This is a genomic window from Gemmobacter sp. 24YEA27, assembly GCF_030052995.1.
GTDB lineage: Bacteria > Pseudomonadota > Alphaproteobacteria > Rhodobacterales > Rhodobacteraceae > Pseudogemmobacter.
Genome location: NZ_JASJPW010000007.1, coordinates 50,138 through 71,269, shown reverse-complemented (window position 1 = coordinate 71,269; position 21,132 = coordinate 50,138). Strand labels below are relative to the sequence as shown.

Genomic DNA, 21,132 nt, shown 5'->3' with positions numbered 1-21,132 from the left:
GGCAGCGTCAGGGGGCGCAGCCGATCTGCTGCACCATGCTGCGCGCCAACCCGGCGGACCGGGCATGGTTGTCGTAAAGCTGTTCCAGCGTCGATGCGGCTGTGCCGGCCCGCGCGTTTTCGACATAGACCTGGTAATAGGATTCTGCGGCCTGGCAGCTGGTGCGGGTCTGCACATTCTGGCAATTCGATGGGCAGGTATAGGCGGGCGGGCGAACAGTGACACTGCCACCACCGGTACCGCCAGTGCTGCCGGAGCCGCCGCTGCTGTCAGAGCTGCCGCTTTCATAGCAGCCGCAAGCACAAGAACTGCAGCGAGGGTCAGGCTGAGCTTCAGAATTTTCAAGGTATTACTCCCGTTTTATCAGCCGGGCAGGAAGACTGCCTCCCTGATCTGCCCGTCCTGAACCATGTGATCAGGTCAGGCCTAGCACCGGGCAACCGAGGCGGGCTGCACCCAAATGGGTGAAGACCCCGCCCGACAGCAGAGGAAACCGCATGGCGCGCGGATCGCTCCCCCAAACGGGTGAGGCGATGCCGGGCTGCATAGGGCAAGGCTTTCTGAAGATCTGATGGGGGAATATGCGTGATGTCAGTCGGGATCGGGATCCGCCAGACCGATGGCCATGCGGATAAGCTGGGGCTGGCCATTCGCGCCGGTCTTCGAGAAGACAGATTTCAGCTGGCTGCGCACCGTCTCGACCGAAAGCGAGGCTGCCGTCGCGATTTCAGCCGGCCGCTGTCCGTCAAGGATGGCGGTGAGAACCCTTGTCTCGGCAGGCGTCAGCCCATAGCGCCGGGCAAATTCAAGCGCCGGTGCAGCGGTCCGCGCCAGAACCGGAGTGAATACGGCAGCCACGGTCTGGCCGCTGAAGGCAATGCCCCTTCGTTCTGGCCAACCGGCATCAGGGTGATCCCGAAACCGCCATCCTGCAGGGTGACGGGCAGCACGGCCCGCGGGCCACGCAGCATCTGTTGCAGCGCGCTCTGGATATCGGGATTGCGAAACCGCAGCGTCGCATTTGGCCCAAGGCTCGCCGCGCGGCCATCTGCCAGGTATTTTTCGGCGGCGGGGCTGACATGGCTTGCCCGGCCCACCGGATCGACCAGCACAAAGCCGACCCCGCCCGCTTCGCTCAGCCAGCCGGTCAGTTCAGCGCCGATGCCGGAATGATGGTTGCGCCGGTAAAACTCCGACGCGCGGCGCAGATGCGGGGCAAGGCGGCTCAGAAGCCTGGCCCGCGCGGCATTGCGTTCCTCATCCACGTCTCCGCTGAGGGTGGACAGAAGCAGGAAACGGCCTTCGGTGCGCTCGATGGTCACGCCGACCCCGGTCTCCTGGTCAAAGCGGCGCAGGAAGTCGTTGTAATATTCGGTCCGGTGGAACCTGTCGCGTGCGACCAGCTGCTCGCCGACGATTGCTGTACCGACAGGGGTGCGCCCGACCTGCCACATCCAGGGGTTCAAGGCCCCGTAATGGCTGAGATAATCGCGTTGCGCGACATCCGGGATGCCCGACTGAAGGGTAACGGCGCCTCTGCCGCTCTGACTGTCATGAAAGAAAAGCGTGGCGCATTCCACATCCGCCAGTGCCGCAAGACGACCGATGAACTCCTCCCAACGGGTCTCTCGCAACAGAGAGGCATAGATCAGGGGAATAAGCTCGTCGGCAGCATCCATGGGCGGCGACAATCCCTTCTTTGACTGGTTCTGGTTGAAATGAAAATCACTTCAAAAGGAAGAAAGATGAAACTTCAGACTGTATTTGCTGCTTTTATACTGACCGCGCTGGCGGGCTGTGTCGATGGTTTTGACGACAATGGCGGCTATCTTACCCATTCAGACCATCGGCTGAGCCGGGCTGAGACGGCGCAGATCCAGTCCCGGATGGACAATTATCTGAAGCAACCAACCCATCTTTCCGGCCTGCGGGCGACCTATAGAATGAGCAATGGCGTGGTGCCGGTCTGCGGCTATGTCACGGATGGCCGCGCCCCGCCGGCTCTCTTTGGCGGCGTGCTGGGCGCCGGTCAGGGAGGGGCTTTCGTGCTTCATAATATACCGGGCAAAGGGCAGGATCCGGCACGGATCGCGTCGGTCCGCGCCTTTTGCAACGCCCATCACATCGCGATCTGAGCCGATCGTGCAAATGCCTCACAGATAGACCGCATTGCCCCGATGTCTGAACGTGTCAGACATCGGGGCAATGTTTCGGGCAATATGGCATGAGCATAAGAGCTCTGTTGCCTGCTCCCTTGTGTTTAAAAACGATGTTCAGACCGAAGCAGGCCCAGGGCGTTCAATCGCACCCTCAAATCCTGGGATCAGACACACGAGATCGCTCGGGCAGAGATATCCGAACGGTCCTTCGCCATCTTCGATTCAGGTCTTCCCAAGTCGCATTTCTTACACTCCCTGCGCGGGAGAAGTCGTGCCTTTGCCGCTTTCCTCCTCGGTCAGGACGACAACGCGCGCGCCGGACCGGACGAGCGTTTCCAGTTCGATCACATCCTGATGGAACATGCGGATACAACCGGCCGAGGTCGCATTTCCGATTGACCCCATGTCGGTCGTGCCATGGATCCGGTAATAGGTATCGCGATTGCCTTTGTGCAGATATAGCGCTCTCGCCCCCAGAGGATTCATCAGGCCGCCCTCCATGCCGCCACTCAGATGGGCATATTGTTCGGGGAACTCGCGGATCATGTTCTGCGTGGGGATCCAGCTGGGCCAGTCCCGCGAATAGGGAATATGGGCGGTTCCGGAAAATGCACGTCCCTGATCCCCGACTGCAACAGCATAGCGGATCGCCCGGTTTCCCGGCTGGACATAATAGAGAAACCGCTGCCAGGGATCGACAATGATGGTGCCTGGCTTTTCATCCGTCCAGTAATCCACTTCGCGCCGGATATTGCGGTCGCTCAGATATCGGGAGGAACGGCGGGAATCTCGAACCCGCCATCCTGCAGACCGGCATAATGGGCGGCAACCTCCGGGGGCAGTTCGGGTTGCGGCGGCGCAACCGGCTCTGGTGCAGTGGCACAGGCCGCAAGCAGGCCCAATGCGCCCGCCGCCATCAGCATTCGACAAAATCGGTTCAGCATCAGTTCGTATCCCTGAGAAAGGCGATACCGGCCAGCAATTGCGCGCGAGAGATTTCCCCCAAATGCGCGGCTTGCAGCCGACCATCGGCATCAATGAACAAGGTGGCGGGCAACCCCATGGAGCCGAAATGCCGCATCATCTGCGAGCCGGGATCCATTACCGGCGCGATGACAATGCCCGACTGCGCCAGATAGGTGCGGACAGTTTCGGCGCCTTCGCCCTGGTTGATGAAATGCAGGTCGACCCCCGTTTCCTGCGCCGCAATCTCTGCCATCATCGGCATTTCACGCCGGCAGGGCGGGCACCAGGTGGCCCAGAGATTGATGACCATCGGCCGCCCCTGCCAGCTTGCAGGCAGGATCGGATCACCCGACAGTGCGGACAGCAGGACGTCTTTCGGCAAGGCCACATCCGGCCCGCGCGCCAGCTGATGCACGACATTCAAGGCCGCAAATGCGATGACCACGCTGCCCGCAACCGGCAAGACAAGATTAGCCTGCCGCCGGAGATACCAGACCGTCACCATGGCAAAGCCCGCAATCCCCCATAGCGGGCTGAAGCCGCCCTGCCAGAAGGCAAAGATGCTCAGCGGCTCGGCCAGATAGACAGAGGCATGTTGCGCAACAAAACCCAGCCTTGCGGTGAGCGCCGCGCCGATGCTGGCCGCGCTGGCCCAAAGGCTGATGGCGGGCCCGGTCTTGCGGGCGATCAGGCCTGTCACCAGCAAAAGAACCAGCACTCCGGCAATAACCGGCGCGCGCTCGGCCGAAAGGGCGAGCGGCCCGAATGAAATCCCGCCCATCAGTCCGCAGCCTGGACCAGAGCTGCCGAGGCCCGGATGTCTTCGGCCCGATGGTGCCGATCAGGCGGCTGTCTGCGGCTTCGCGGCTATGGCGGTCGAGGAAGATCATGGTGGGCGGCCCGGCGGCCCCGATCATCTGCATCAGCTCCCGCGCATCGACACCGGTCTCGCTGACATCCGCCTTGACGAGAAGAAAATCGCCAAGCGAGGTGGTGACGCCCGGATCGGGCATGACGTTGCGCTCGATCCTCTTGCAGGTCACGCACCAGTCAGCGGTCAGATAGACCATTGCCGGGCGATCCGCAGCGGCCAGCGCGTGGCTCAGCCCGGCCGTGGTTGTGACCTCGGCAAATGTCATATCCGGACCCGCAGCCCGGGCAGACCCGGTCGCGACCGAGAGCGGGGCCAGCGGCGCAGCGGGTCCGTGCCACCGAGCGCCGCGCCGAGGCCCAGAACTGCCGCGGCAAACAGGGTGACAACGCCGCCGGTGCGCAGCAGACGGTTCGCAGGTACTGCCCCGGATTCTGGCCGGTCGAGCACGCCCAGAAATACCGCGACCCCGGCCAGCAGCACGGCCCAGAGCAGAAGGATCGCCGGGCCAGGCATCAGCCGTTCCAGCAGCCAGATCGCCATGCCAAGGAAGACCACCCCGAAAATGCGCCGCATCGCCTCCATCCAAACGCCGGCTTTCGGCAGGATCTTCGCGCCGAACGTGCCTGCAAGGAACAAAGGCACGCCCTGGCCGAGGCCCAGCATGAACAGCGCTGCCGCGCCCAGGGTCACATCGCCGGTCTGGGCGATATAGATGAAGGCACCGGCCAGCGGCGCCGTGACACAGGGCCCGACGATCAGCGCCGATGTGAAACCAAGCGCCGCCGCGCCGCCAAGCGAGCCGCGCCGCCCTGCTCCGCCCGAAAGCCGGGCCGTCAGCCCCGCCGGAAGCCGGAGGTCGAACAGGCCAAAGCTCGACAGGGCCAGCGCCAGAAACAGCGCCACCACCGCGCCGATCGCCCAGGGCGATTGCAGCAGGATCTGCAAATTCTGGCCGGACCAGCCGGCCACCGCACCCAAAAGCGCGAAGGCGGTGGCCATTGCCAGAACATAGGCCCCGGATAAAGCCGCGCCGCGCGCCGGTGTCAGGGTCTCGCCCTGTCGCGCCAGCATGCCCGCAAGGATCGGCACCATGGGAAAGACGCAGGGTGTCAGCGCCAGCATCAGGCCAAAGCCGAAGAATGCCAGCAGCACCAGCGCGGCGCCGCCTTGTCCGGCCAGGCTGGCCAGAAGACCTTTATCTTCGGCCAGATGCAGACCGCTGCCGCCGGCGGGTGTGGCAGCCACGGCGCTTTCAGCCGGCGGGGCCGCGCCCGACCAGTCGGCCAGCATCAGCGTGCTGGTCACAGGCGCATAGCAGATCCCGTCTTCCTGACAGCCCTGCCAGGTGATACGCACCTCGCCCCCCGCTTGCGACAGAACCGCCGTGGCGGCGTTGTAATAGACCTCCACCGCGCCGAAATTCGGATCTTCCTTCAGCTTGCCGGCATGGGTTTCGATATCAAGCGCCGTGCCATCCACCGTTTCCGCCTTAATGTGCTCACGATAGAGGTAATATCCCTCTTCGATCTGCCAGCCGATCTCGCTCCGGCCCTCCGCGCTGTCCAGAAGCTCGATCCGGAAGGCGATTTCCGGGTCCAGCGGCTGGGTGCTGCGGGTGGGAAAGCTGAATTGTTGCGCGAGGACCGATCCGGCCACAAACAGCCAAAGCAGGGGATCAGGACCAGAAGGCGGATTATACGGGGGGAGGAGTTGAGGCTTTGCATCATGAGGCCCCAGTTCCCGGGGCGGGCTTAACCAAAACTTAAGCCTGCCCCGTGTCGAAAACACGAAATCGCGATTGGCTTACAGCAGGTCGCGCCGTGCCTGTGCAACAAGGGCGGTCAATGAGGCCAGATCCTGCCCGCCAAACAGCCCGTCATGCCCCGCGATGAAGGTCGGCGTGCCGGCAAGGCCCAGGTGATCGCCAAGTTGCATCGAGTGATCGATATGGCCCAGCACTTCCGCACTCTCCATGTCGCGCTTCAGCCGCGCTTCGTCGAGCCCGGTCTTGCGGACGACCGCCATGACCGAGGTCTCCTCGGCCTTGCCCCTGATCTGCATCAGCGCCTCGTGAAATTCCCAATACCTGCCCTGCTTCAGCGTGGCCAGCGAGGCCTGGGTCGCGAAATACGAGCCCTCGCCGAAGATCGGCCATTCGCGGAACACGACCCGCAGCTTCGGATCGGCGGCAATCAGGCGTTTCATCACGGGAACCGCAGTCCGGCAATGTGGGCAATTGTAGTCGAAGAATTCGGTGAGGGTGATATCGCCCGCCGGATTGCCCAGTACCGGCGCAAAGGGCTGGCGTTCGATCTCGTCGCGCAGTTCGGGCGGCATCGGGTTGTCATGACCGAAACCGGCCCGGGCTCCAAGTGAGAGCGCACCAAAGCTTGCCAGACCGAGTCTGAGCGCTCCGCGCCTGTCCATCAGCTTCATGTTTCGCTCCTTCACCCGGTTATGACTGGTGCGGCCCGGTCCGCCGGGGCAAGACCAGCACATCGCTGCCGCAGGATGCCTGCAATCAGCCCGGACTTAAGCCGGGCTTAAACCGACCATGCAACTGGCAGAAAATGATAACGTAAAAGGCGATTTATGCGGGTTCTGATCATCGAAGATGATGACAAGCTGCGTGACGGCCTGACGGCGACCCGAAATTCGAGCCGCCGCGCAAGTAGGCAAGGCCACTAAAATGTCGGGCGCCTGGTGCGAGAGACAGACCAGGTTTGGGCTGGAGCCTTTCGCCCGGGCAGACATCTGTCTTCACATCAACCCCGGCCATTCTGGACAGACCAGGCCATTGAAACAAAAGCGCGCCACCCAGAACCAGTCCTGCGCCCAGGACCCGCCAGAGGTCAAAGGGTTTGGGCACCAGCCCCGTCAGCCCGAACCGGTCGATGATGAGAGATCCGATAAGCTGGCCCGCGATCACGGCGATCATGAAACCCGCCGCGCCCATCATCGGCATAAGAAAGATCGCCGCAGAGACATAGATGATCCCCACCAACCCACCGATCCATATCCATTTCGGCTGTGCGAGGGCCGCGCCCGGATCCGGCATCGGCACCCGCAATGCGATCAGCGCCGGCAGAATGCAGATCAGGCTGACGATCAGTGAGGCAATTGCGGCCCAGAGCGGATGACCAAGTGCCCGGCCAAGCGCGGCATTGGCTCCGCCCTGAAATGGCACCAGCGCGCCGGCAATCAGGGCAATAAGAAAAAGGACAAGGGCTGGCATTCCGGACTCCGTTGATTGGTTGGTCACGGAATACGTTATTCTCAATGTATATGGGAAATTCGATAGTCTGCCCATACTATGTCTGGTATGAATAATCTTCGGTCCATTGACCTGAATCTGCTCGTTGTGCTGGAGGCCCTGCTGGCCGAACAGCACTTGTCCCGTGCGGCGGCCCGGCTGAATATGAGCCAGCCCGCCATGAGCCATGCCCTCGGCCGGTTGCGGCTTCTCCTCGGGGATCCGCTGTTCCGGCGTGAGGGCGGGCAGATGCTGCCGACACTTCGCGCCCTCGCACTTGCCGGGCCATTGACCGAAGCCATGGCGCAGATCCGCAGCGTGCTGGGGCCGGAGGGCTTTGATCCGGCCACAGAGCATGTGTTTCGCCTTGCCATGTCGGATTACGGGGCGGGCCTTCTTCTGCCCGGGCTGATGCAACGCCTGCGCAGTGAAGCAGCTAGCATAGAGCTGATCATTACCCAGCATAGCCGCGAAGCCATGATCGCGGGCGTGGCAGATGGCACGCTGGACCTCGCGCTTGGCGTCTTCCCTGCAGTGCCCGCCCCGTTGGCGCAGGAGCTTCTGTTGGAAGATCGCTATGTCTGTGTGGTCGATCCCGCCCATCAACCGTCCCTGCCTGACGGGATGACACGCGAAGCATTCCGGGCGGCAGCCCACGCGCATGTTGCGGTGCAGGGCGAATTCGCCACCGAGCTCGATCTGGCCCTTGATGCACAGGATGGGCCCCGGCACGTGGCGCTTGTCCTGCCGCATTGGGGCATCGCGCCTCAGGTCATCCCCGGCACCGATCTGATCCTGACCGTGGCCCGGCGCAGCCTACCGCTCAAAGTTCATCCGCTGACGGTTCTGGAACCGCCATTTCCCCTGCCCCTGATCCCGTTCAGCGCGCTCTATGCCAGACGGCGCCGCGCGGATCCCGCGCTGCGCTGGCTGCTGGCCCGCATCCACGATGTGGTTGAACCGGCGGCGCTGCAGGTTCCGCCCTGACGATTGCGTGCCAAAGCCACGCCCGCCCCTGAAGGGCTGACGTGGCCCGCCTGTCACATTAGGACTGAAGCGCCCAACGGCGGTGAAGCTCCGCGACGTCACCGCTCGTCAAAAGGGGCATCGCCGCCCTGAGCTGGTCCTCCGGCCAGTCCCACCAGCGCATCTCCAGCAGCATTCCGATCAGGTGGTCTTCGAACCGCTTCCGGATCAGTCTGGCCGGATTTCCACCCATGATGGCATATGGCTCGACGTCTTTGGTGATCAGCGTCCTGGTACCGATCACGGCGCCATCGCCGATCCGGACCCCCGGCATGATGATCGCCTCGGAGCCGATCCAGACATCGTTGCCAATCACCGTATCGCCGGCCGGCAGGAAACCATTCCCGGCACCCGCGAAGGCGGGCACTTCCGGCATCCAGTAAAACGGAAAGGTGCTGATCCAGTCGGCGCGGTGGCCCTGGTTTCCGGCCATGATCAAGGCCGCGCCGGAGCCGATCGAACAGTAACTCCCGATGATCAGCCGGTCCGCGCCCTGGTCCGGCAAAAGGTAGCGCGCGCAATCGTCAAAGAGGTGACCATGATAACAGCCGGAGTAATAGCTATAGCGCCCGACGATGATATTCGGATTTGTGACCTGCTTGTCCAGCGTCACGCCCTTGAACGGGCTTTCGAATGCGTTCTGCATATTGGGTCTCACTTGAAGATCGATCTGATCGCTTGCCCTGAGGGCACGCGATTACCGCGCACTGCCGGTCAGCGGCGTGCGAAGCGGGCCTCCGCAAAAGCAGAGGCGGTGTCAGATCGTTCGTCGAGCGGCTTTCATGGGGTGGCAGAACCTCTCCTATACGCCGTCGATCTTCGCATATTCCGGCGCCTCATCGCAACCGGCGCGGATCTTTCAACTTCACCCGTCATGAAATCGGGCTGGCGCATATGCGCGGAGAGATGCGCAGCCTTACATAACCGGGTGTTCTAATGCAGCCGCCGGCCCATGCTGACTTCCATGACTCACGCAATTCAAACCGGCGGCGGCCTGATTGGCGTTGCAATCTGCCAGAGCCTTCCGCGAATGGGCTGGCAAGCGGCCTCGTTCGACCTGAAACAGTGCCCTTTCCAACCCCCGGCCTGTTCATTGCGATATGGCCGATGATCAGATCGGGCGGACCGGCCTTCCTGATCGCGCGGCGAAACAATGCGACATCTGATCCGCTGCACCGCGATCATCGCCCCCATGTGCTTTGCGGCACGGGTTGATCCGAATGACCGGCTGATCAAGAGCCAGATGTAAAGAAACTGTCATCAGCAGGGATGGCTTCCACCGCATCCGGCACTACGGTCTGCTGGCCAGCTCGGCCCGTAAGATCAACGCCGCGAAGACCAACCCGCGCATGAAAGCTTGCTCAACCGTTGTCTCAGTTCCGCCTCCTGCCCTGCACCTCCACACCCAAAAGCACCCGGCAGCGCTGGATTAAATGGCCTTGAATAAGGGGCTGAATGCGATCGTGAGAGTAGGGTTCTGATTTAGTCTGGCACTGAGAGATTTATTCCCTGCTCTTTCTGGGGGTAGGCTTTCTCATCTGGGTTGGCTGGCGGGTTGCCGCCGTGTCGAACCCGGCGAATGGCGGTGGATCAAGTCGATTGCGGCCTGCCGCTCGGCGCGCCGTAGCGCGGGTGAGATCGGCGTCGACGATCAGCCCGCTGCGGTTCTCCATAAGCCCATGACCGATGAAACACAGAGCAGTGCCGGTGCAGGGTGCTTTCTTGTAAAACCGCGCATCCGGATCCGTTGTCGAGGCGTGGGTCGCATTCGAACGCTTCTCGCCTCTGAAGTCCACTTCGGCATTGTGAGGAGTGGGTTTGGTGCGGGGCATCGGATCGGGCTCGGTCGTGGTGGCCTGATGATTGGATGCTGTGTTTGGCTTCTGATGCGCGACAGGTTTCACTTGCCGTTGACCAGCCTGAGGCAATCTCGGATTTCAAGCCCACGGTGATTCCTGCGCTTACTTTCAAACCAGGCGTGAAGGGGTATAACCTCAATACAGATATTACACCCGCACGCGCAGACAGAACACAGGAGCAGGCCATGCCGGATCAGCTGAGGATGACTGTTGCCTGGGGTGGTGATGTCAGCCTCGCCCGCAGGCAACATCTGTTGCTGTCCGCATTTGCGAGTGGCACCGAAGAGGGGGAAACGGCTGTCCATCTGCCGTCTTTCAGCGGTGCAGATCTCAGGATGGTCAATCTCGAATGCGTGGTCTCAGATCTTGGAGAACAGGGCGCAGATAAGAGCGAATCCGGACCCTATTACTTTCGCGCGCGTCCTGAGATGACCCGCGTCCTTCAAAGGTTAGGGGTCGATCTGGTTGCCACTGCGAATAATCATTCCGGCGATTACGGACCCGAGGCGTTGCTTGATCAGGCCTGTTGGCTTGAACTGGCAAACATAGCCCATGCAGGTTCGGGACGGGATCGCGAGGCCGCGTTTGCGCCGCGCTTTTTCTGCCGCAATGGCCTTGCCGTCGCGGTGTTCTCACTTGATGCCACCCAGGCGGAATTCGCCGCGACCGGCAACCGGCCCGGGCACGCGTTTCTGCCGCTCTCGGACCCTGCGCTCTGGCAAAGGGAAATGCAGCCGCGCATTCAGGCCGCGCGGCGCCATGCGGATGTGGTGATCGTTGCGGTGCATTGGGGTCTGAACCTGAAACCGGTTCCCGGCCCCGGCGAGATAGCCGCCGGCCATGCGCTGATCCGCGCCGGAGCCGATGCCGTTCTTGGTGCCTCGGCGCATATGTTGCAGGGTATCGAGATTTTTGAAGGCCGGCCGATTTTGCATGATGCCGGCAATCTCCTGTGTGATTTTTCCGAAGGGAGAGGTGACAGTGCGGTCTTCCGGCTGGAGCTTGGACGTCAGGCGTGACCGGCATCGAAGTGATACCGGTCACCGTCGCCCCGGGGCGGGCCTCAGAGGCCGAGGGAGACGCCGCCATCTCGATCGCCGCAGATTTCGCCGAAAAATGCGCGGCCTTTGGGACCGTCACCATTCCGGGTTCGGACGGACGGCTTCAGATCCCGCTTTCTCCGCCCGGGCGCATACCGCAGGATTACCGCCTGACTGCGCTGCGGTCCCGCCTGGCTGCGCCGCCCGTTCCGGAAAGCGCAAGGATCGCGCCGGTCGCCATCGGACCTTTGACCCTTCACGGCGTCAGCCTCGGTCCTGAAAGGCTTACAAGTCGCAACATGCTCTGGGTAGAAACCTGGTGGAGTGCCGAAGAGCCGGTCAGCCGCCGCCTGACCATCGCTTTGCATGCTGTTCCCGCGAAAAGGGTAATATGCCGATATGGGGCGCGGCATGGCGCATGAGCCGGGTGACTGGCGATTGCCGACGCCGAATTGGCAGCCGGGAGAAATCTATCACGAGCGCTTCGGCCTGCGCCCGCCGCCGGGATCCCGGCTGGAAGACAATGTCCTCGACCTGGAAATATCGGTGTTCGACCGTCTCAAAAGGCTGGGGCGGCTGCGCACCGGTCTTACGACCACACTATCCTTCTCGGGCAAGATGGCCAGGAACCCGGGCAGCGCCAGGCCCGCAGACCTTCCCGGATGGAGTGCCGAAGAACTCGCCGGGCTGACCGGTGGCACCTGGATCACCCCGCCGCCGCCGGGCTGGTTCTGCCGTTCAGCCGTCGCAGGCCGGACCCATCTGGCGCTTGTGCCCGAGCCTGTGCTTTTTGCCGCCCACAGCCGTCAGGACCGCAACCGTCATGAAAGCATGACCGCAGTGTCGAAAGACAGCTGGGACAGCCACGCCTCTCTGCACAGATTGCAGGATCGCCTGGCTGGCGCGCTGGTACGGGAACGGCCGCCGGGGCTGCGGCCGGAATTTCCGCTTTTGCAGGTGGAGGATCCACTGGCGGCGCTGATGCAGATCGGTGCCGCAGCCCGTGACCGGATGCGCGGCAAGGTCGTTTGCGTCACCGGCAGTTCGGGCAAAACCACCACGGTTTCGATGCTGCAAGCCGCGCTCTCTCCTCTGATCAACTGCCGCGCAACATATGACAATTACAACACCAGGGTCGGCATTCTGGTCAATCTCGCCTCGGTCCAGCCTGAAACGGATGCGGTGATCCTGGAAACGGCTCTCAGCGCGATCAATTCCACGGGTCAGGCCCATATCCGCCGTGTCGCGCCCGATATTGCCGTGATTACCAACATCACCACCGCCCATCTGCGCGAGGGAGAGACCACCGGCGATATCGCTCGCAAGAAATCGAATATTTTTCTGGGGATGCAGCCTGGAAAGAGTGCAGTGATCTGGAGCGGCAGCGACCATTTCGATGAGATGGCCGAACGCGCCAGAGAGGCCGCGCTGAAACTGGTCACTTTTGGCGCAGCGGATGGCTCGGATTTCCGGCTCCTGTCTTACGATCCCGCACGGCGGCTGGTCGAGGCTCAGACCCCACATGGCCAACTGACTTACCGGATCGGTGCCAGCGGCGTTCATATGGCGCTCAACAGCCTTGCCTCCCTGGCAGTGGCGACAGAGATGTCGCTTGATCTCGTGAAAGTGGCCGAAGGGTTTGAAACATTCCGCCCGCTCGCGGGGCGTGGTGAGACCCACAGCCTTTCGATCGGTGCGATCAGATTCCAGCTGCAGGATGAGGCCTATAATGCCAATCCCCTGTCCATGCGCGCAGCCCTCCAGAGCTTTGCTGCCGCTCATGCATCCGCAGAAAGAACGCTTATTCTCGGCGACATGCTTGAACTCGGCGAACAAAGCCCCCGGCTTCACGCAGAACTTCTGTCGGATATTCTGTCGCTGAAACCGCGCCGGGTCATGCTGGTCGGCGCATATATGACCGCCCTCGGCCCGGCCCTGCACAATGCCGGGATAGCAGCCGAAACCGCCGCAGATGTCACTGCCGTCTTTGATCGTTTGCCAGGGTACATCTCCCATCAGGGCGCACTTCTGATCAAGGCATCAAACGGTGTCGGTTTGTGGAAACTCGTGGATCACCTGACCAAAGCGGGAGAGGATATGCGCTCTTCCGCGGCTAGCGGATAGTGACGAGAGCTGTGATCTGAGGTTTGCTGGTCTCCAACGACGATGAGATCATGGATGCGGACAGGCAGTCTGCCAGGACAGCTTGCGTGCGCATGGCGCATCCTTTCATTCCAAAGAAAGGAGCGCGCCATCAGACCCAGGGATCAGACACTCCGGGGCCCGGTAATCAGGTCAGTTGCAGTCCACCGAAGTGGCTGACAGCGCGCGCGCGATCCAGTCCAACAGGCGGCGCTGGACCCAGGGGTTGCTTTTGAACGTGGCGTGATCGTCGTTTGGCGCAATCAGCATGTCATAGCACTTACCCGCTTTGGTCAGTGCTGCTGCAAGTTGCAGGCTGAGCGCGGGCAGCACGTTTTCATCCATATCGCCAAGTCCGATCAGCAGCTTACCTTCCAACGCATGGGCCAGACGGGCATTGCAGGCGCTGTCATAGCTTGTGCTGCCATCGGGGTTGCGGACCAGAGGGCCCTGCCATTTTTCTGGCCAACAGCGGTTATAGCCGGTCAGATCATGGCTGCCTGCGGTGGAAACGGCCGCGCGGTAGGTGCCGGGATGGGCGAGGATGGCACGCGCTGCAGCATGACCACCGGCGGAATGACCCATGATCCCGATGCGGGACAGGTCCAGCCAGGGTCGGTTTCTGGCCAGCTGCGGATAGGCGGCGACATGGTCCGAGAGGAACCCCGGATCACTCAGATTGCCATGGCAGAGATCGTGAAACGCCTTTGATCGCCACGGCGTGCCGCGCCCGTCCATCATCAGAACCGCGATACCGAGCGCAGTGGCGGCATGAACCATTGCGAGCTTTGCGACCTCGTCATGCGGCAGCGCCGAGCGCGGGGTCTGAATGCATTGCGGGCCGGGATAGACCATGTCGAGCAGCGGACAGCGTTGATCTGCTGCCATGTTCACCGGGCGCCAGAGCATCCCGAACAGCCGCGTCTCGCCATCGGCGGCCAGCAATTCGACCCGTTCCGGCGTGACCAGATCAAGATCGAAACTGCCGCATTCCAGGACTGTCACAACCGCATGGTCCGCGATGCGCAAAAGCCGGGTCTCGCCCAGATCACCGGCGGTCGCGCTGGTCACGACGATATGCGCCAGATCGGGTGAGAGGGGGCGGGGAACAGGACCCGCACCTGCCTCGATCAGCTCGGCCCAGCCCAGCTCGCGCAGGAAGGGCGCATGGTCTGCCGCTTCCGGCGTCAGCACCCGCATCGTGTCATGATCGAGGCCTGAAATACAGATACGCCGCGCATAGGGATCGCGGCTGTTCTCACCGCTGCCGGCGAGGAAAATCACCTCGCGGCTGTCCGGGTTCACTGCGAGGATCTCGACCACCGGCCAGTCACCTGCCGTGATCTGCCGGATCACCGCCCCGGTGCTGAGGCGGCAGAGGTAGAGATGCGCATATCCGTCGCGTTGCGAAAACCAGATCAGTTCATCAGTGGCGTCCAACAGGCAGATATTCGGCATGCCGCCATAGGCCATATGGATGTCTACAAACCGCGCGGATGTCTCCGAGATCACCCGGCGGGCGGCACCGGTTTCTGCGTCGGTTTCGATCAGCGTGATCTCGCGCTCATGGCGGTCATGCTCCAGCCAGAAGATGCGGGTGCAGTCGCGGCTCCACCAGGCTTCGCGTTTCTCAAGGCCGGAGGTCTCGGTCACATCTGCCGGGCCGCATGGGACAATGCGCCCGCTGTCGACCTCAATCACCGCCTGATGCGCGATGGGCAGGGCTTCATCACCTGCAAAAGCATTGCGCAATTCATGCAGGATCGGACCCGGGCCACCATCTTCGGTGACGTTCTGCACCAGAGCGATCCGGCGTACGGCACGCTCATCCAGCTGATAGGTAAAAATCCTGCGCGAATCCGGTGACCAGAGCGCGACGGGCGGCAGCCGGATCCCCCTGAGCTGCAGATGTACGGTCTCAAGGCTCTGATCCGGCGATTTTGCCCATTCGAAATGCGGCTCTGCGGTATCGGTCAGCCGCCGTGACGTGCCACCCGCTGCCGGGCGCAGCCAGAGATCGCCCGCCTCGCGGTAAAGCACCCATTGGCCATCCGGGGACAGGCTTTCGTCATCGGCATTGGGGCGGGGCGCGAGCGGGGTCAGCTGACCTTGTGCGAAACGCCAGCGATCCCGTCCCGAGGCGAGGATGACAGCACCATCCGCGACCACAAGGATCATCAGCGCAGCGAATGCGGCGTCATCCTGCAATGCTTCGCGCAAAGCTGCATGGTCGAATGCGGGCGTGCGCGCGCCGGTAACTGTCACCAGCACATATTCCGGCAGCCCCGTCGTCTCACGCCGATACCAGAAGCGACCCGTGTCCAGCCAGTAAGGTGCCACTGTCAGGTTGCGGCAGGCGGCGCGAAAGGCGGCGGGCAGGCGGGATTCGGCCTCGGCGGGCAGACGCAGATCAGCAGATTCAGGCATTTACGGAGGCTTCCATCGGGAAATGGCAGGTATAGCTGACAGGACCTTCCTCGCGCAGCGACGGCGGTGTGCTGCGGCACAGGTCCCGCACAAAGGGGCAGCGGCTGTGGAATTCGCAACCCTTCGGGCGCCGCACAAGGCCGGGCACTTCGCCCTTCAGGTAAAGCCGTGTCTTGCGGGCCTCGGGTCGATGATCGGATTGGCCGAAAGCAGCGCCGCTGTATAGGGGTGGTGCGGATGCGCGAAAACCGGCGCGGTGTCCCCGGTTTCGACAAAGCGGCCGAGATACATGATCGCCATCCGGTCGGCGATATGGCGCACGATGTTGAGGTTATGCGTGATGATCAGCAAAGAGAGCCCCAGCCTTGTGCGCAGATCATTGAGCAGATTCAGCACCTCGCTTTGCACCGAGACGTCAAGGCCTGCAGTGGGCTCATCAGCGATCACAAGGCGCGGTTTCAGGGCCAGGGCACGTGCCACCCCAACGCGCCGCGCCTGGCCGCCGGAAAGCTCATGCGGGCGGCGTTCGGCGATGGTGGCGGGCAGGCCGACAAGACGCAAGAGCCGCTCCACCTCGCCTTCGGGGTATTGGATTCCATGGATGGCAAAGGGTTCGCGCAACAGCGCCCGCACCGTCAGGCGCGGGCTGAGCGAGCTGACCGCGTCCTGAAAGATGAATGCGATATCGCGGCGGATCTGCCGTCCGGAGGTGTTGAGGGGGGCTCCGTCAAAACGGATTTCGCCCGAGACGAGGCCGCCCAGCCCGGCAATCGCGCGGGCCAGTGTGGTCTTGCCAGAACCGCTTTCGCCGACAAGCGCCATGGTTTCGCCCCGGGCGAGGTCAAAGCTGACCCCGGCGACGATCTGCAACTGGCCTGCGCCGCGCAATTTAGCCATCAGCCCGCCGACCGGGTAAGAAACATCGAGATTGCGCACGGAAAGAAGCGGGGTCATGTGGAAATCTCCAGCCTTGGGGCCAGCGGGTAATGGCAGCGCACCAGGTCGGACTGGCCGGCCTTATGATCGGCGGGATGGCCGGTCGTGCAGGTCTCATCCGCGCGCGGGCAGCGCGAGGCAAAGATGCAGCCTGGCGGCGGCGCGGTCAGATCCGGCAGATTGCCGCCGATAGAGGGCAGATGCCGCAACGGCTTGGCGATCTGCGCCGGGTCGCAGGCAAAGAGCAGCTGCGTATAGGGATGGCGCGGGTCCTGGAAGACGGCCCCGGTTGCGCCGCTTTCGACAATCTCGCCCGCATACATGATGTCGATACGATCACAGAGTTCAGCCACCACCCCCAGATGGTGGGTAATGAAAAGCACCGCGCAGCCAATTTCGGACTGCAGCTCGCGCAAGAGGTCAATCGTGGCGATTTCCAGCGTGGCATCCAGCGCCGTGGTCGGCTCATCCGCCACCAGAAGCGCAGGCTTTGCCATCACTGCCATGGCAATCGCCACACGCTGACGCATTCCGCCCGAAAACTCATGCGGATAGCGGTCGATCCGGCTTTCGGGGTCCGGGATACGCACGCGGGCCAGCATCTCGATGGCGCGGGCGCGTTTTTTCGCGGCGGCTGAGTTTGCTGCGATGCTGGATGTCGATCATCTGCCGCCCGATGGTCAGAACCGGGTTCAGTGCGGTCATCGGGTCCTGGAAGACGACGGAAATCCGGTCGCCCAAAAGTCCCCGCATCTGTCTGGAGGAAAGGCCGGTCAGATCCTGTCCCTCGAACCGGATTGAACCTGACCTGATCTGCGCAGCCCCCGGCAAGAGGCCCAGAATGGCCTGCATCAGTGTCGATTTTCCCGAACCGCTTTCGCCCACCAGCCCGACGATCTCGCCTTTGCCGATGGACAGGTTCACATCGCGCAGCGCCTTCAGCTCGCCTGCGGGGATGTCGTAGGAAAGGGTCAGACCGCTGACCGTCAGGACCGGATCGCTGGCATCCAGGACATGATCACCTCTTTGCCAGTTTCGGATCAATCGTGTCGCGCAGCGCCTCGCCAAGGAAGGTGAAGCCAAGCGCGGTGATGACGATGGGCAGACCACCGGCCACAACCATCCAGATGCTGTCGCGGATATAGGAGAACCCGTCGAACAGGATGGTGCCCCAGGACGGCGTCGGCGGGCGTACCCCAAGGCCCAGGAAGCTGAGCCCGGCCTCGATCCCGACCACGATCGGGATATCCATCGCCGCAAGGATCAGCGGCGGGCCGATGATATTCGGGACAACATGCAGGCTTGCGACGCGCAGGAAACCGGCACCAAGAGCGCGTTCTGCCTCGATAAATTCGGCATTCCTCAGCGCGAGGACCTGGGTGCGCACGATCCGCGCATAGGTGGGGCCATTGACCAGCACCACAACCAGCAACACCGCCCAGAGGCTTGGCCCCGTCCATGTGATCAGGACCAGTGCCAACATGACGGTGGGCACGCTTTTCATCGCATCCATCAGCAAAAGCAGGATACTGTCCAGCCAGCGCGTCCGAACCCCGCCAATACGCCGAAGAGCAGCCCGACCAGCAGTGACGCCACTGTCGCCCCGATAGAAATCACCAGCGCAATCCGCGCACCATATAGCATGCGGGTAAAGAGATCGCGGCCCAGATTGTCGGTGCCCAGCCAGTGTTCGGCCCCGGGCGCGGCGAAACGCACCATCGGGTTCAGCTTGACCGGGTCATGCGGCAAAAGCCCCGCCGCAAGGGCGGCGAGCACCGTCACCACGATCAGCCCGAGCCCAAGCGCCCCCAGAGGGTCACTGACAAGGCGACGCATGGCGCCTCTGGCTTTGCGCGGCTTTTTCACCACAGCTGCGGTGGCGGTATCAACGGCTGACGACATTGCGCACCCTCGGGTCAAGGAAGGCGATCAGCAGATCGGCAATCAGGTTAACAAGACGAAGAAGCCGGTGGTCACCAGCAGAGTGCCGACCACGATGGGGTAATTCCGCGCTGCGATGGAATCGTAGACCAGCTTGCCGATGCCGGCGGCGGCCAAAGACGATTTCGGCAAAGACCGCGCCGGACAGCATCTGGCCGATCCCCATGCCAAGGACGGTGATCGTCGGCAAAAGCGCGATGCGCAGCACGTAATCAAACATGATCCGCCGCTCCGACAGTCCAAAGGCGCGGGCGGTGCGGATATGGTTTTCGCCCATCACCTCCAGCATCGAGGCGCGCAGGATCCGTGCGATATAGCCGATCCAGGCCAGCCCGAGCGCGACCGAGGGCAGGACCAGCCGGTGCAGCCGGTCGGCAAAACCCTCGCCCGCGCCGATGGCGGGAACCAGGACAGGTGGATGGCGAAGATCAGCAGGAGATAGATCGCGATCACGAAAGACGGCACCGCCATGACCGAGACCGACAGGACCGAGGTCACCCGGTCAAAAAGGCTGCCGCGATGCGTGGCGGACATCACGCCCAGCCAGATGCCGGGCACCACTGCGACCACCATCGCACCGGCGACGAGGTAAAGCGTATCGGGAAGCTGCGCGAGGATGATCCGTGCAACCGGTACACCCGATATGGCATCACTGCCCAGATCCCCCTGCAAAATGGTGCTGAAAAACCGCCAGATCTGCACGAGAACCGGCTGATCCAGCCCCATTTTCACGCGATAAGCCTCGACCATTGCCTCGCTTGCGCGCGGGCCAAGCGCGGTTCTGACCGCGTCACCGGGAATGGCATGCATCATCGCAAACAGGGCTGCGATCACGGTGAGGACTACCGCGACCGACAGAAGGATGCGCCTGGCAAGATAGCTGAGCATCGCAGGAAATCAGGCCTTTGTGAAACGCGACAGGATCGGCCAGCCATCGGGCCGCATCGCGGGCATGACGCCTGCGGCGGTCAGGGTGCCGATCGGCTCGAAGGTCAGGAAGACGAAATCGCCAGATTCCTCCATCAGCTCCTGCATGCGGAAATACATCGCGCCCCGCTTTTCCATGTCCAGCTCGGTCGAGGCCTCCTGGTTCAGCCGGTCGAATTCCTCATTGCTGAACCGCTGCCAGTTCCAGACGCCCACCTGCTCCGAAGTGAACCAGGCGGTGGCCCAGCTGGGATCGGGTTGCATGGTGAAGCTGAAGAGGAAGAGCTGCAGGCTCTTCCACTGATCGCCATCGGCCTCGATCCCGAGGCTCCAGAAGCTGCCGCTTTCATACTGGTCAATCTGCACGGTGACGCCGATATCGGCGAGCAGCGCCTGGATAATCTGGGCGGCGGCCAGATCTTCGGCGGTCTGCTGGATTGAAAGCGTGACATTGAGATTCGGCACCCCGGCCTCGGCCAGCAGGCTGCGGGCAAGATCGGGGTCGTAATTATAGGTGTTTTCCGCGCGGTGCCCCGCAAGGCCCGGCGCGATGATCCCGGCGGCGGGCGAGGCAGCCCCAGATAGGCGGCCTCGACCACCGCATCGCGGTCGATCCCGTGCTGGATGGCGCGGCGCACTTTCTGATCTGTCAGATCGGCATTGGCCTCATTCATGCCAAGCCAGTAATAGTTCAGCGCCGTAAACTCATCAAAGCGCCCGCCATTCGGTGCGACGGCAGCAAAGCGCGGGATCGACGAGATCGAGGTCTGCGCATGATCCAGATCGCCCGCTTCAAAGCCCAGCTCGGCGGTCTTGGGGTCTTCGATCGGGATCAGGACGAGCTCATCGAATGCGACATCGAACAGCGTGAAATCGGGGTTCTTTTCCAAAACCAGCCGGGTGCGCGGCTGCCATTCGCGGATGCGGTAGGGGCCAGAGGTCACAGGCGGTTCGGTCGAGAACTGACCACCCGCCGCCTCAATCGCGGCTTTGGGCAGGATGATGCCGCTGGTTGCGGGCAGGGTGGTGGTGAACAAGGGCGCGAAGGGCGATTTCAGCAAGATGGTGCCGCTATAGCGACCGGTCACCTCGACATGATCCAGCTGCGCCCAATCCGCCGCATAGGGCGATTGTACCGCCGGATCCGCGATGCGTTCCCAGGAGAATTTGGCATCCTCGGCGGTCATTTCGCCATATTCGCCGGAATAGAGGATGCCCTCATACAGCTCAAAGCCGATATGGGTGTCATCGATCACATTCAGCGCTTTCAGCGCCAGTGGCAAAGCGTTGAATTCATTCGTGCCGGTCTCGAACTGCATTGCGAAGGCGAAGATGCATTCCATCACCAGCGCATCCGAGCCCGAAGTCCAGAAGGCCGGATCGAGATTCGAGATATCGGCATAAAGCCTTGCGCGAAGGCGACCGCCTTCCGTGCTGACCTGGGCCAAAGCCGGGTGGCCGCGCAGCGCAAGCCCCGCTGCCCCGAGCGCAAGTGATGAGGCGATGAAACCACGGCGCGATACGCCGGTCATCTCTTTCACGGTCATTGTTCCGGTCCCTTCCTGTCTTGCATCCTGAGGAT

26 protein-coding genes and 1 pseudogene are annotated in these 21,132 nt (G+C 62.5%); 5 read left to right on the top strand and 22 right to left on the bottom strand.

Translation table 11 applies throughout. The features are described from left to right. Positions 1-7: 7 nt before the first annotated feature. The 3 genes from QNO18_RS24375 to QNO18_RS24365 form a co-directional block, all read right to left on the bottom strand. Positions 8-175, bottom strand: a complete 168-nt coding sequence (locus QNO18_RS24375; RefSeq protein ID WP_283180041.1) for a hypothetical protein — start codon at positions 173-175, stop codon at positions 8-10. A gap of 416 nt (positions 176-591) precedes the next feature. Next, on the bottom strand, positions 592-858 hold the full coding sequence (locus tag QNO18_RS24370) for a helix-turn-helix transcriptional regulator (protein WP_283180040.1): 267 nt from the start codon (positions 856-858) through the stop codon (positions 592-594). Continuing rightward, positions 783-1,679, bottom strand: coding sequence for a hypothetical protein (locus QNO18_RS24365; RefSeq protein ID WP_283180039.1), 897 nt, complete (start codon positions 1,677-1,679; stop codon positions 783-785). Before QNO18_RS24365 ends, QNO18_RS24370 begins: the two co-directional genes overlap by 76 nt. Before the next feature lie 66 nt (positions 1,680-1,745). On the opposite strand from QNO18_RS24365, the gene QNO18_RS24360 reads away from it, so the two are divergent. Then, positions 1,746-2,135 (top strand): hypothetical protein, encoded by a 390-nt coding sequence (locus QNO18_RS24360; protein ID WP_283180038.1) that lies wholly within the window; start codon positions 1,746-1,748, stop codon positions 2,133-2,135. Between the two features lie 270 nt (positions 2,136-2,405). Here the strand turns inward: QNO18_RS24360 and QNO18_RS24355 are convergent, their stop codons facing one another. From QNO18_RS24355 to QNO18_RS24335, 6 genes are all read right to left on the bottom strand, one after another. Further along, entirely contained in the window at positions 2,406-2,897 is a 492-nt protein-coding gene (locus QNO18_RS24355; protein WP_349293949.1) for a L,D-transpeptidase, read from the bottom strand. Positions 2,898-2,920: 23 nt separating this feature from the next. After that, complete coding sequence (locus QNO18_RS25895) at positions 2,921-3,103, bottom strand: hypothetical protein (RefSeq protein WP_349293948.1); 183 nt, start codon at positions 3,101-3,103, stop codon at positions 2,921-2,923. Continuing rightward, complete coding sequence (locus tag QNO18_RS24350; RefSeq protein ID WP_283180037.1) at positions 3,103-3,906, bottom strand: TlpA disulfide reductase family protein; 804 nt, start codon at positions 3,904-3,906, stop codon at positions 3,103-3,105. The genes QNO18_RS25895 and QNO18_RS24350 overlap by 1 nt, the downstream gene beginning before the upstream one ends. A gap of 354 nt (positions 3,907-4,260) precedes the next feature. Continuing rightward, positions 4,261-5,655: a protein-disulfide reductase DsbD gene (gene dsbD / locus QNO18_RS24345; RefSeq protein WP_283180036.1), complete on the bottom strand. Its 1,395-nt coding sequence runs from the start codon at positions 5,653-5,655 to the stop codon at positions 4,261-4,263. Between the two features lie 147 nt (positions 5,656-5,802). Next, entirely contained in the window at positions 5,803-6,435 is a 633-nt protein-coding gene (locus tag QNO18_RS24340) for a DsbA family protein (RefSeq protein WP_249498910.1), read from the bottom strand. A gap of 169 nt (positions 6,436-6,604) precedes the next feature. Then, complete coding sequence (locus QNO18_RS24335; RefSeq protein ID WP_283180035.1) at positions 6,605-7,441, bottom strand: DMT family transporter; 837 nt, start codon at positions 7,439-7,441, stop codon at positions 6,605-6,607. Between QNO18_RS24335 and QNO18_RS24330 the strand changes: the two genes are divergently transcribed. Further along, complete coding sequence (locus tag QNO18_RS24330; RefSeq protein WP_283180034.1) at positions 7,322-8,239, top strand: LysR substrate-binding domain-containing protein; 918 nt, start codon at positions 7,322-7,324, stop codon at positions 8,237-8,239. The two genes, QNO18_RS24335 and QNO18_RS24330, sit on opposite strands and share 120 nt — an antisense overlap. Positions 8,240-8,297: 58 nt before the next feature. Here QNO18_RS24330 and catB read toward each other — a convergent pair whose 3' ends face one another. Both catB and QNO18_RS24320 read right to left on the bottom strand, forming a co-directional pair. Continuing rightward, positions 8,298-8,924 (bottom strand): type B chloramphenicol O-acetyltransferase, encoded by a 627-nt coding sequence (gene catB / locus QNO18_RS24325; RefSeq protein ID WP_283180033.1) that lies wholly within the window; start codon positions 8,922-8,924, stop codon positions 8,298-8,300. A 912-nt stretch (positions 8,925-9,836) separates the two neighbouring features. After that, a pseudogene (locus tag QNO18_RS24320) lies at positions 9,837-10,083 on the bottom strand (IS5/IS1182 family transposase); the annotation flags it as partial. Between the two features lie 239 nt (positions 10,084-10,322). Between QNO18_RS24320 and QNO18_RS24315 the strand changes: the two are divergent. From QNO18_RS24315 to murF, 3 genes are read left to right on the top strand one after another with little or no spacing between them, the layout of a single operon-like run. Next, positions 10,323-11,156: a CapA family protein gene (locus QNO18_RS24315; protein WP_283180032.1), complete on the top strand. Its 834-nt coding sequence runs from the start codon at positions 10,323-10,325 to the stop codon at positions 11,154-11,156. Then, positions 11,153-11,599 (top strand): hypothetical protein, encoded by a 447-nt coding sequence (locus QNO18_RS24310; RefSeq protein WP_283180031.1) that lies wholly within the window; start codon positions 11,153-11,155, stop codon positions 11,597-11,599. Before QNO18_RS24315 ends, QNO18_RS24310 begins: the two co-directional genes overlap by 4 nt. After that, positions 11,589-13,301, top strand: coding sequence for a UDP-N-acetylmuramoyl-tripeptide--D-alanyl-D-alanine ligase (murF, locus tag QNO18_RS24305; RefSeq protein WP_283180030.1), 1,713 nt, complete (start codon positions 11,589-11,591; stop codon positions 13,299-13,301). The genes QNO18_RS24310 and murF overlap by 11 nt, the downstream gene beginning before the upstream one ends. Positions 13,302-13,472: 171 nt before the next feature. On the opposite strand, the gene QNO18_RS24300 is transcribed toward murF, so the two are convergent. Genes QNO18_RS24300 through QNO18_RS24250 form a run of 11 tightly spaced genes read right to left on the bottom strand, consistent with a single transcriptional unit; the run spans position 13,473 to position 21,097 of the window. Continuing rightward, positions 13,473-15,746 (bottom strand): DPP IV N-terminal domain-containing protein, encoded by a 2,274-nt coding sequence (locus QNO18_RS24300; RefSeq protein ID WP_283180029.1) that lies wholly within the window; start codon positions 15,744-15,746, stop codon positions 13,473-13,475. Next, positions 15,739-15,882, bottom strand: a complete 144-nt coding sequence (locus tag QNO18_RS24295) for a hypothetical protein (protein WP_283180105.1) — start codon at positions 15,880-15,882, stop codon at positions 15,739-15,741. The genes QNO18_RS24300 and QNO18_RS24295 overlap by 8 nt, the downstream gene beginning before the upstream one ends. Positions 15,883-15,902: 20 nt before the next feature. Further along, positions 15,903-16,700: an ABC transporter ATP-binding protein gene (locus tag QNO18_RS24290; protein WP_283180028.1), complete on the bottom strand. Its 798-nt coding sequence runs from the start codon at positions 16,698-16,700 to the stop codon at positions 15,903-15,905. After that, positions 16,697-17,272: an ABC transporter ATP-binding protein gene (locus tag QNO18_RS24285; protein WP_283180027.1), complete on the bottom strand. Its 576-nt coding sequence runs from the start codon at positions 17,270-17,272 to the stop codon at positions 16,697-16,699. The genes QNO18_RS24290 and QNO18_RS24285 overlap by 4 nt, the downstream gene beginning before the upstream one ends. Next, complete coding sequence (locus tag QNO18_RS24280; protein WP_283180026.1) at positions 17,226-17,726, bottom strand: ATP-binding cassette domain-containing protein; 501 nt, start codon at positions 17,724-17,726, stop codon at positions 17,226-17,228. Before QNO18_RS24280 ends, QNO18_RS24285 begins: the two co-directional genes overlap by 47 nt. Further along, positions 17,701-18,186, bottom strand: a complete 486-nt coding sequence (locus QNO18_RS24275) for an ABC transporter permease (protein WP_283180025.1) — start codon at positions 18,184-18,186, stop codon at positions 17,701-17,703. Before QNO18_RS24275 ends, QNO18_RS24280 begins: the two co-directional genes overlap by 26 nt. Positions 18,187-18,194: 8 nt before the next feature. Continuing rightward, a complete protein-coding gene (locus tag QNO18_RS24270; RefSeq protein ID WP_283180024.1) occupies positions 18,195-18,584 on the bottom strand; it encodes a hypothetical protein in 390 nt (129 codons plus the stop codon). Further along, complete coding sequence (locus tag QNO18_RS24265) at positions 18,568-18,975, bottom strand: ABC transporter permease (protein ID WP_349293951.1); 408 nt, start codon at positions 18,973-18,975, stop codon at positions 18,568-18,570. The genes QNO18_RS24270 and QNO18_RS24265 overlap by 17 nt, the downstream gene beginning before the upstream one ends. Further along, positions 18,900-19,511, bottom strand: a complete 612-nt coding sequence (locus QNO18_RS24260; protein WP_283180023.1) for an ABC transporter permease — start codon at positions 19,509-19,511, stop codon at positions 18,900-18,902. Before QNO18_RS24260 ends, QNO18_RS24265 begins: the two co-directional genes overlap by 76 nt. Positions 19,512-19,520: 9 nt before the next feature. Beyond that, positions 19,521-19,766 carry a hypothetical protein gene (locus tag QNO18_RS24255; RefSeq protein WP_283180022.1) on the bottom strand — a complete coding sequence of 82 codons (246 nt, stop codon included), beginning with the start codon at positions 19,764-19,766 and terminating at the stop codon, positions 19,521-19,523. Further along, positions 19,715-21,097 carry an ABC transporter substrate-binding protein gene (locus tag QNO18_RS24250; protein ID WP_283180021.1) on the bottom strand — a complete coding sequence of 461 codons (1,383 nt, stop codon included), beginning with the start codon at positions 21,095-21,097 and terminating at the stop codon, positions 19,715-19,717. Before QNO18_RS24250 ends, QNO18_RS24255 begins: the two co-directional genes overlap by 52 nt. Positions 21,098-21,132 lie beyond the last annotated feature (35 nt).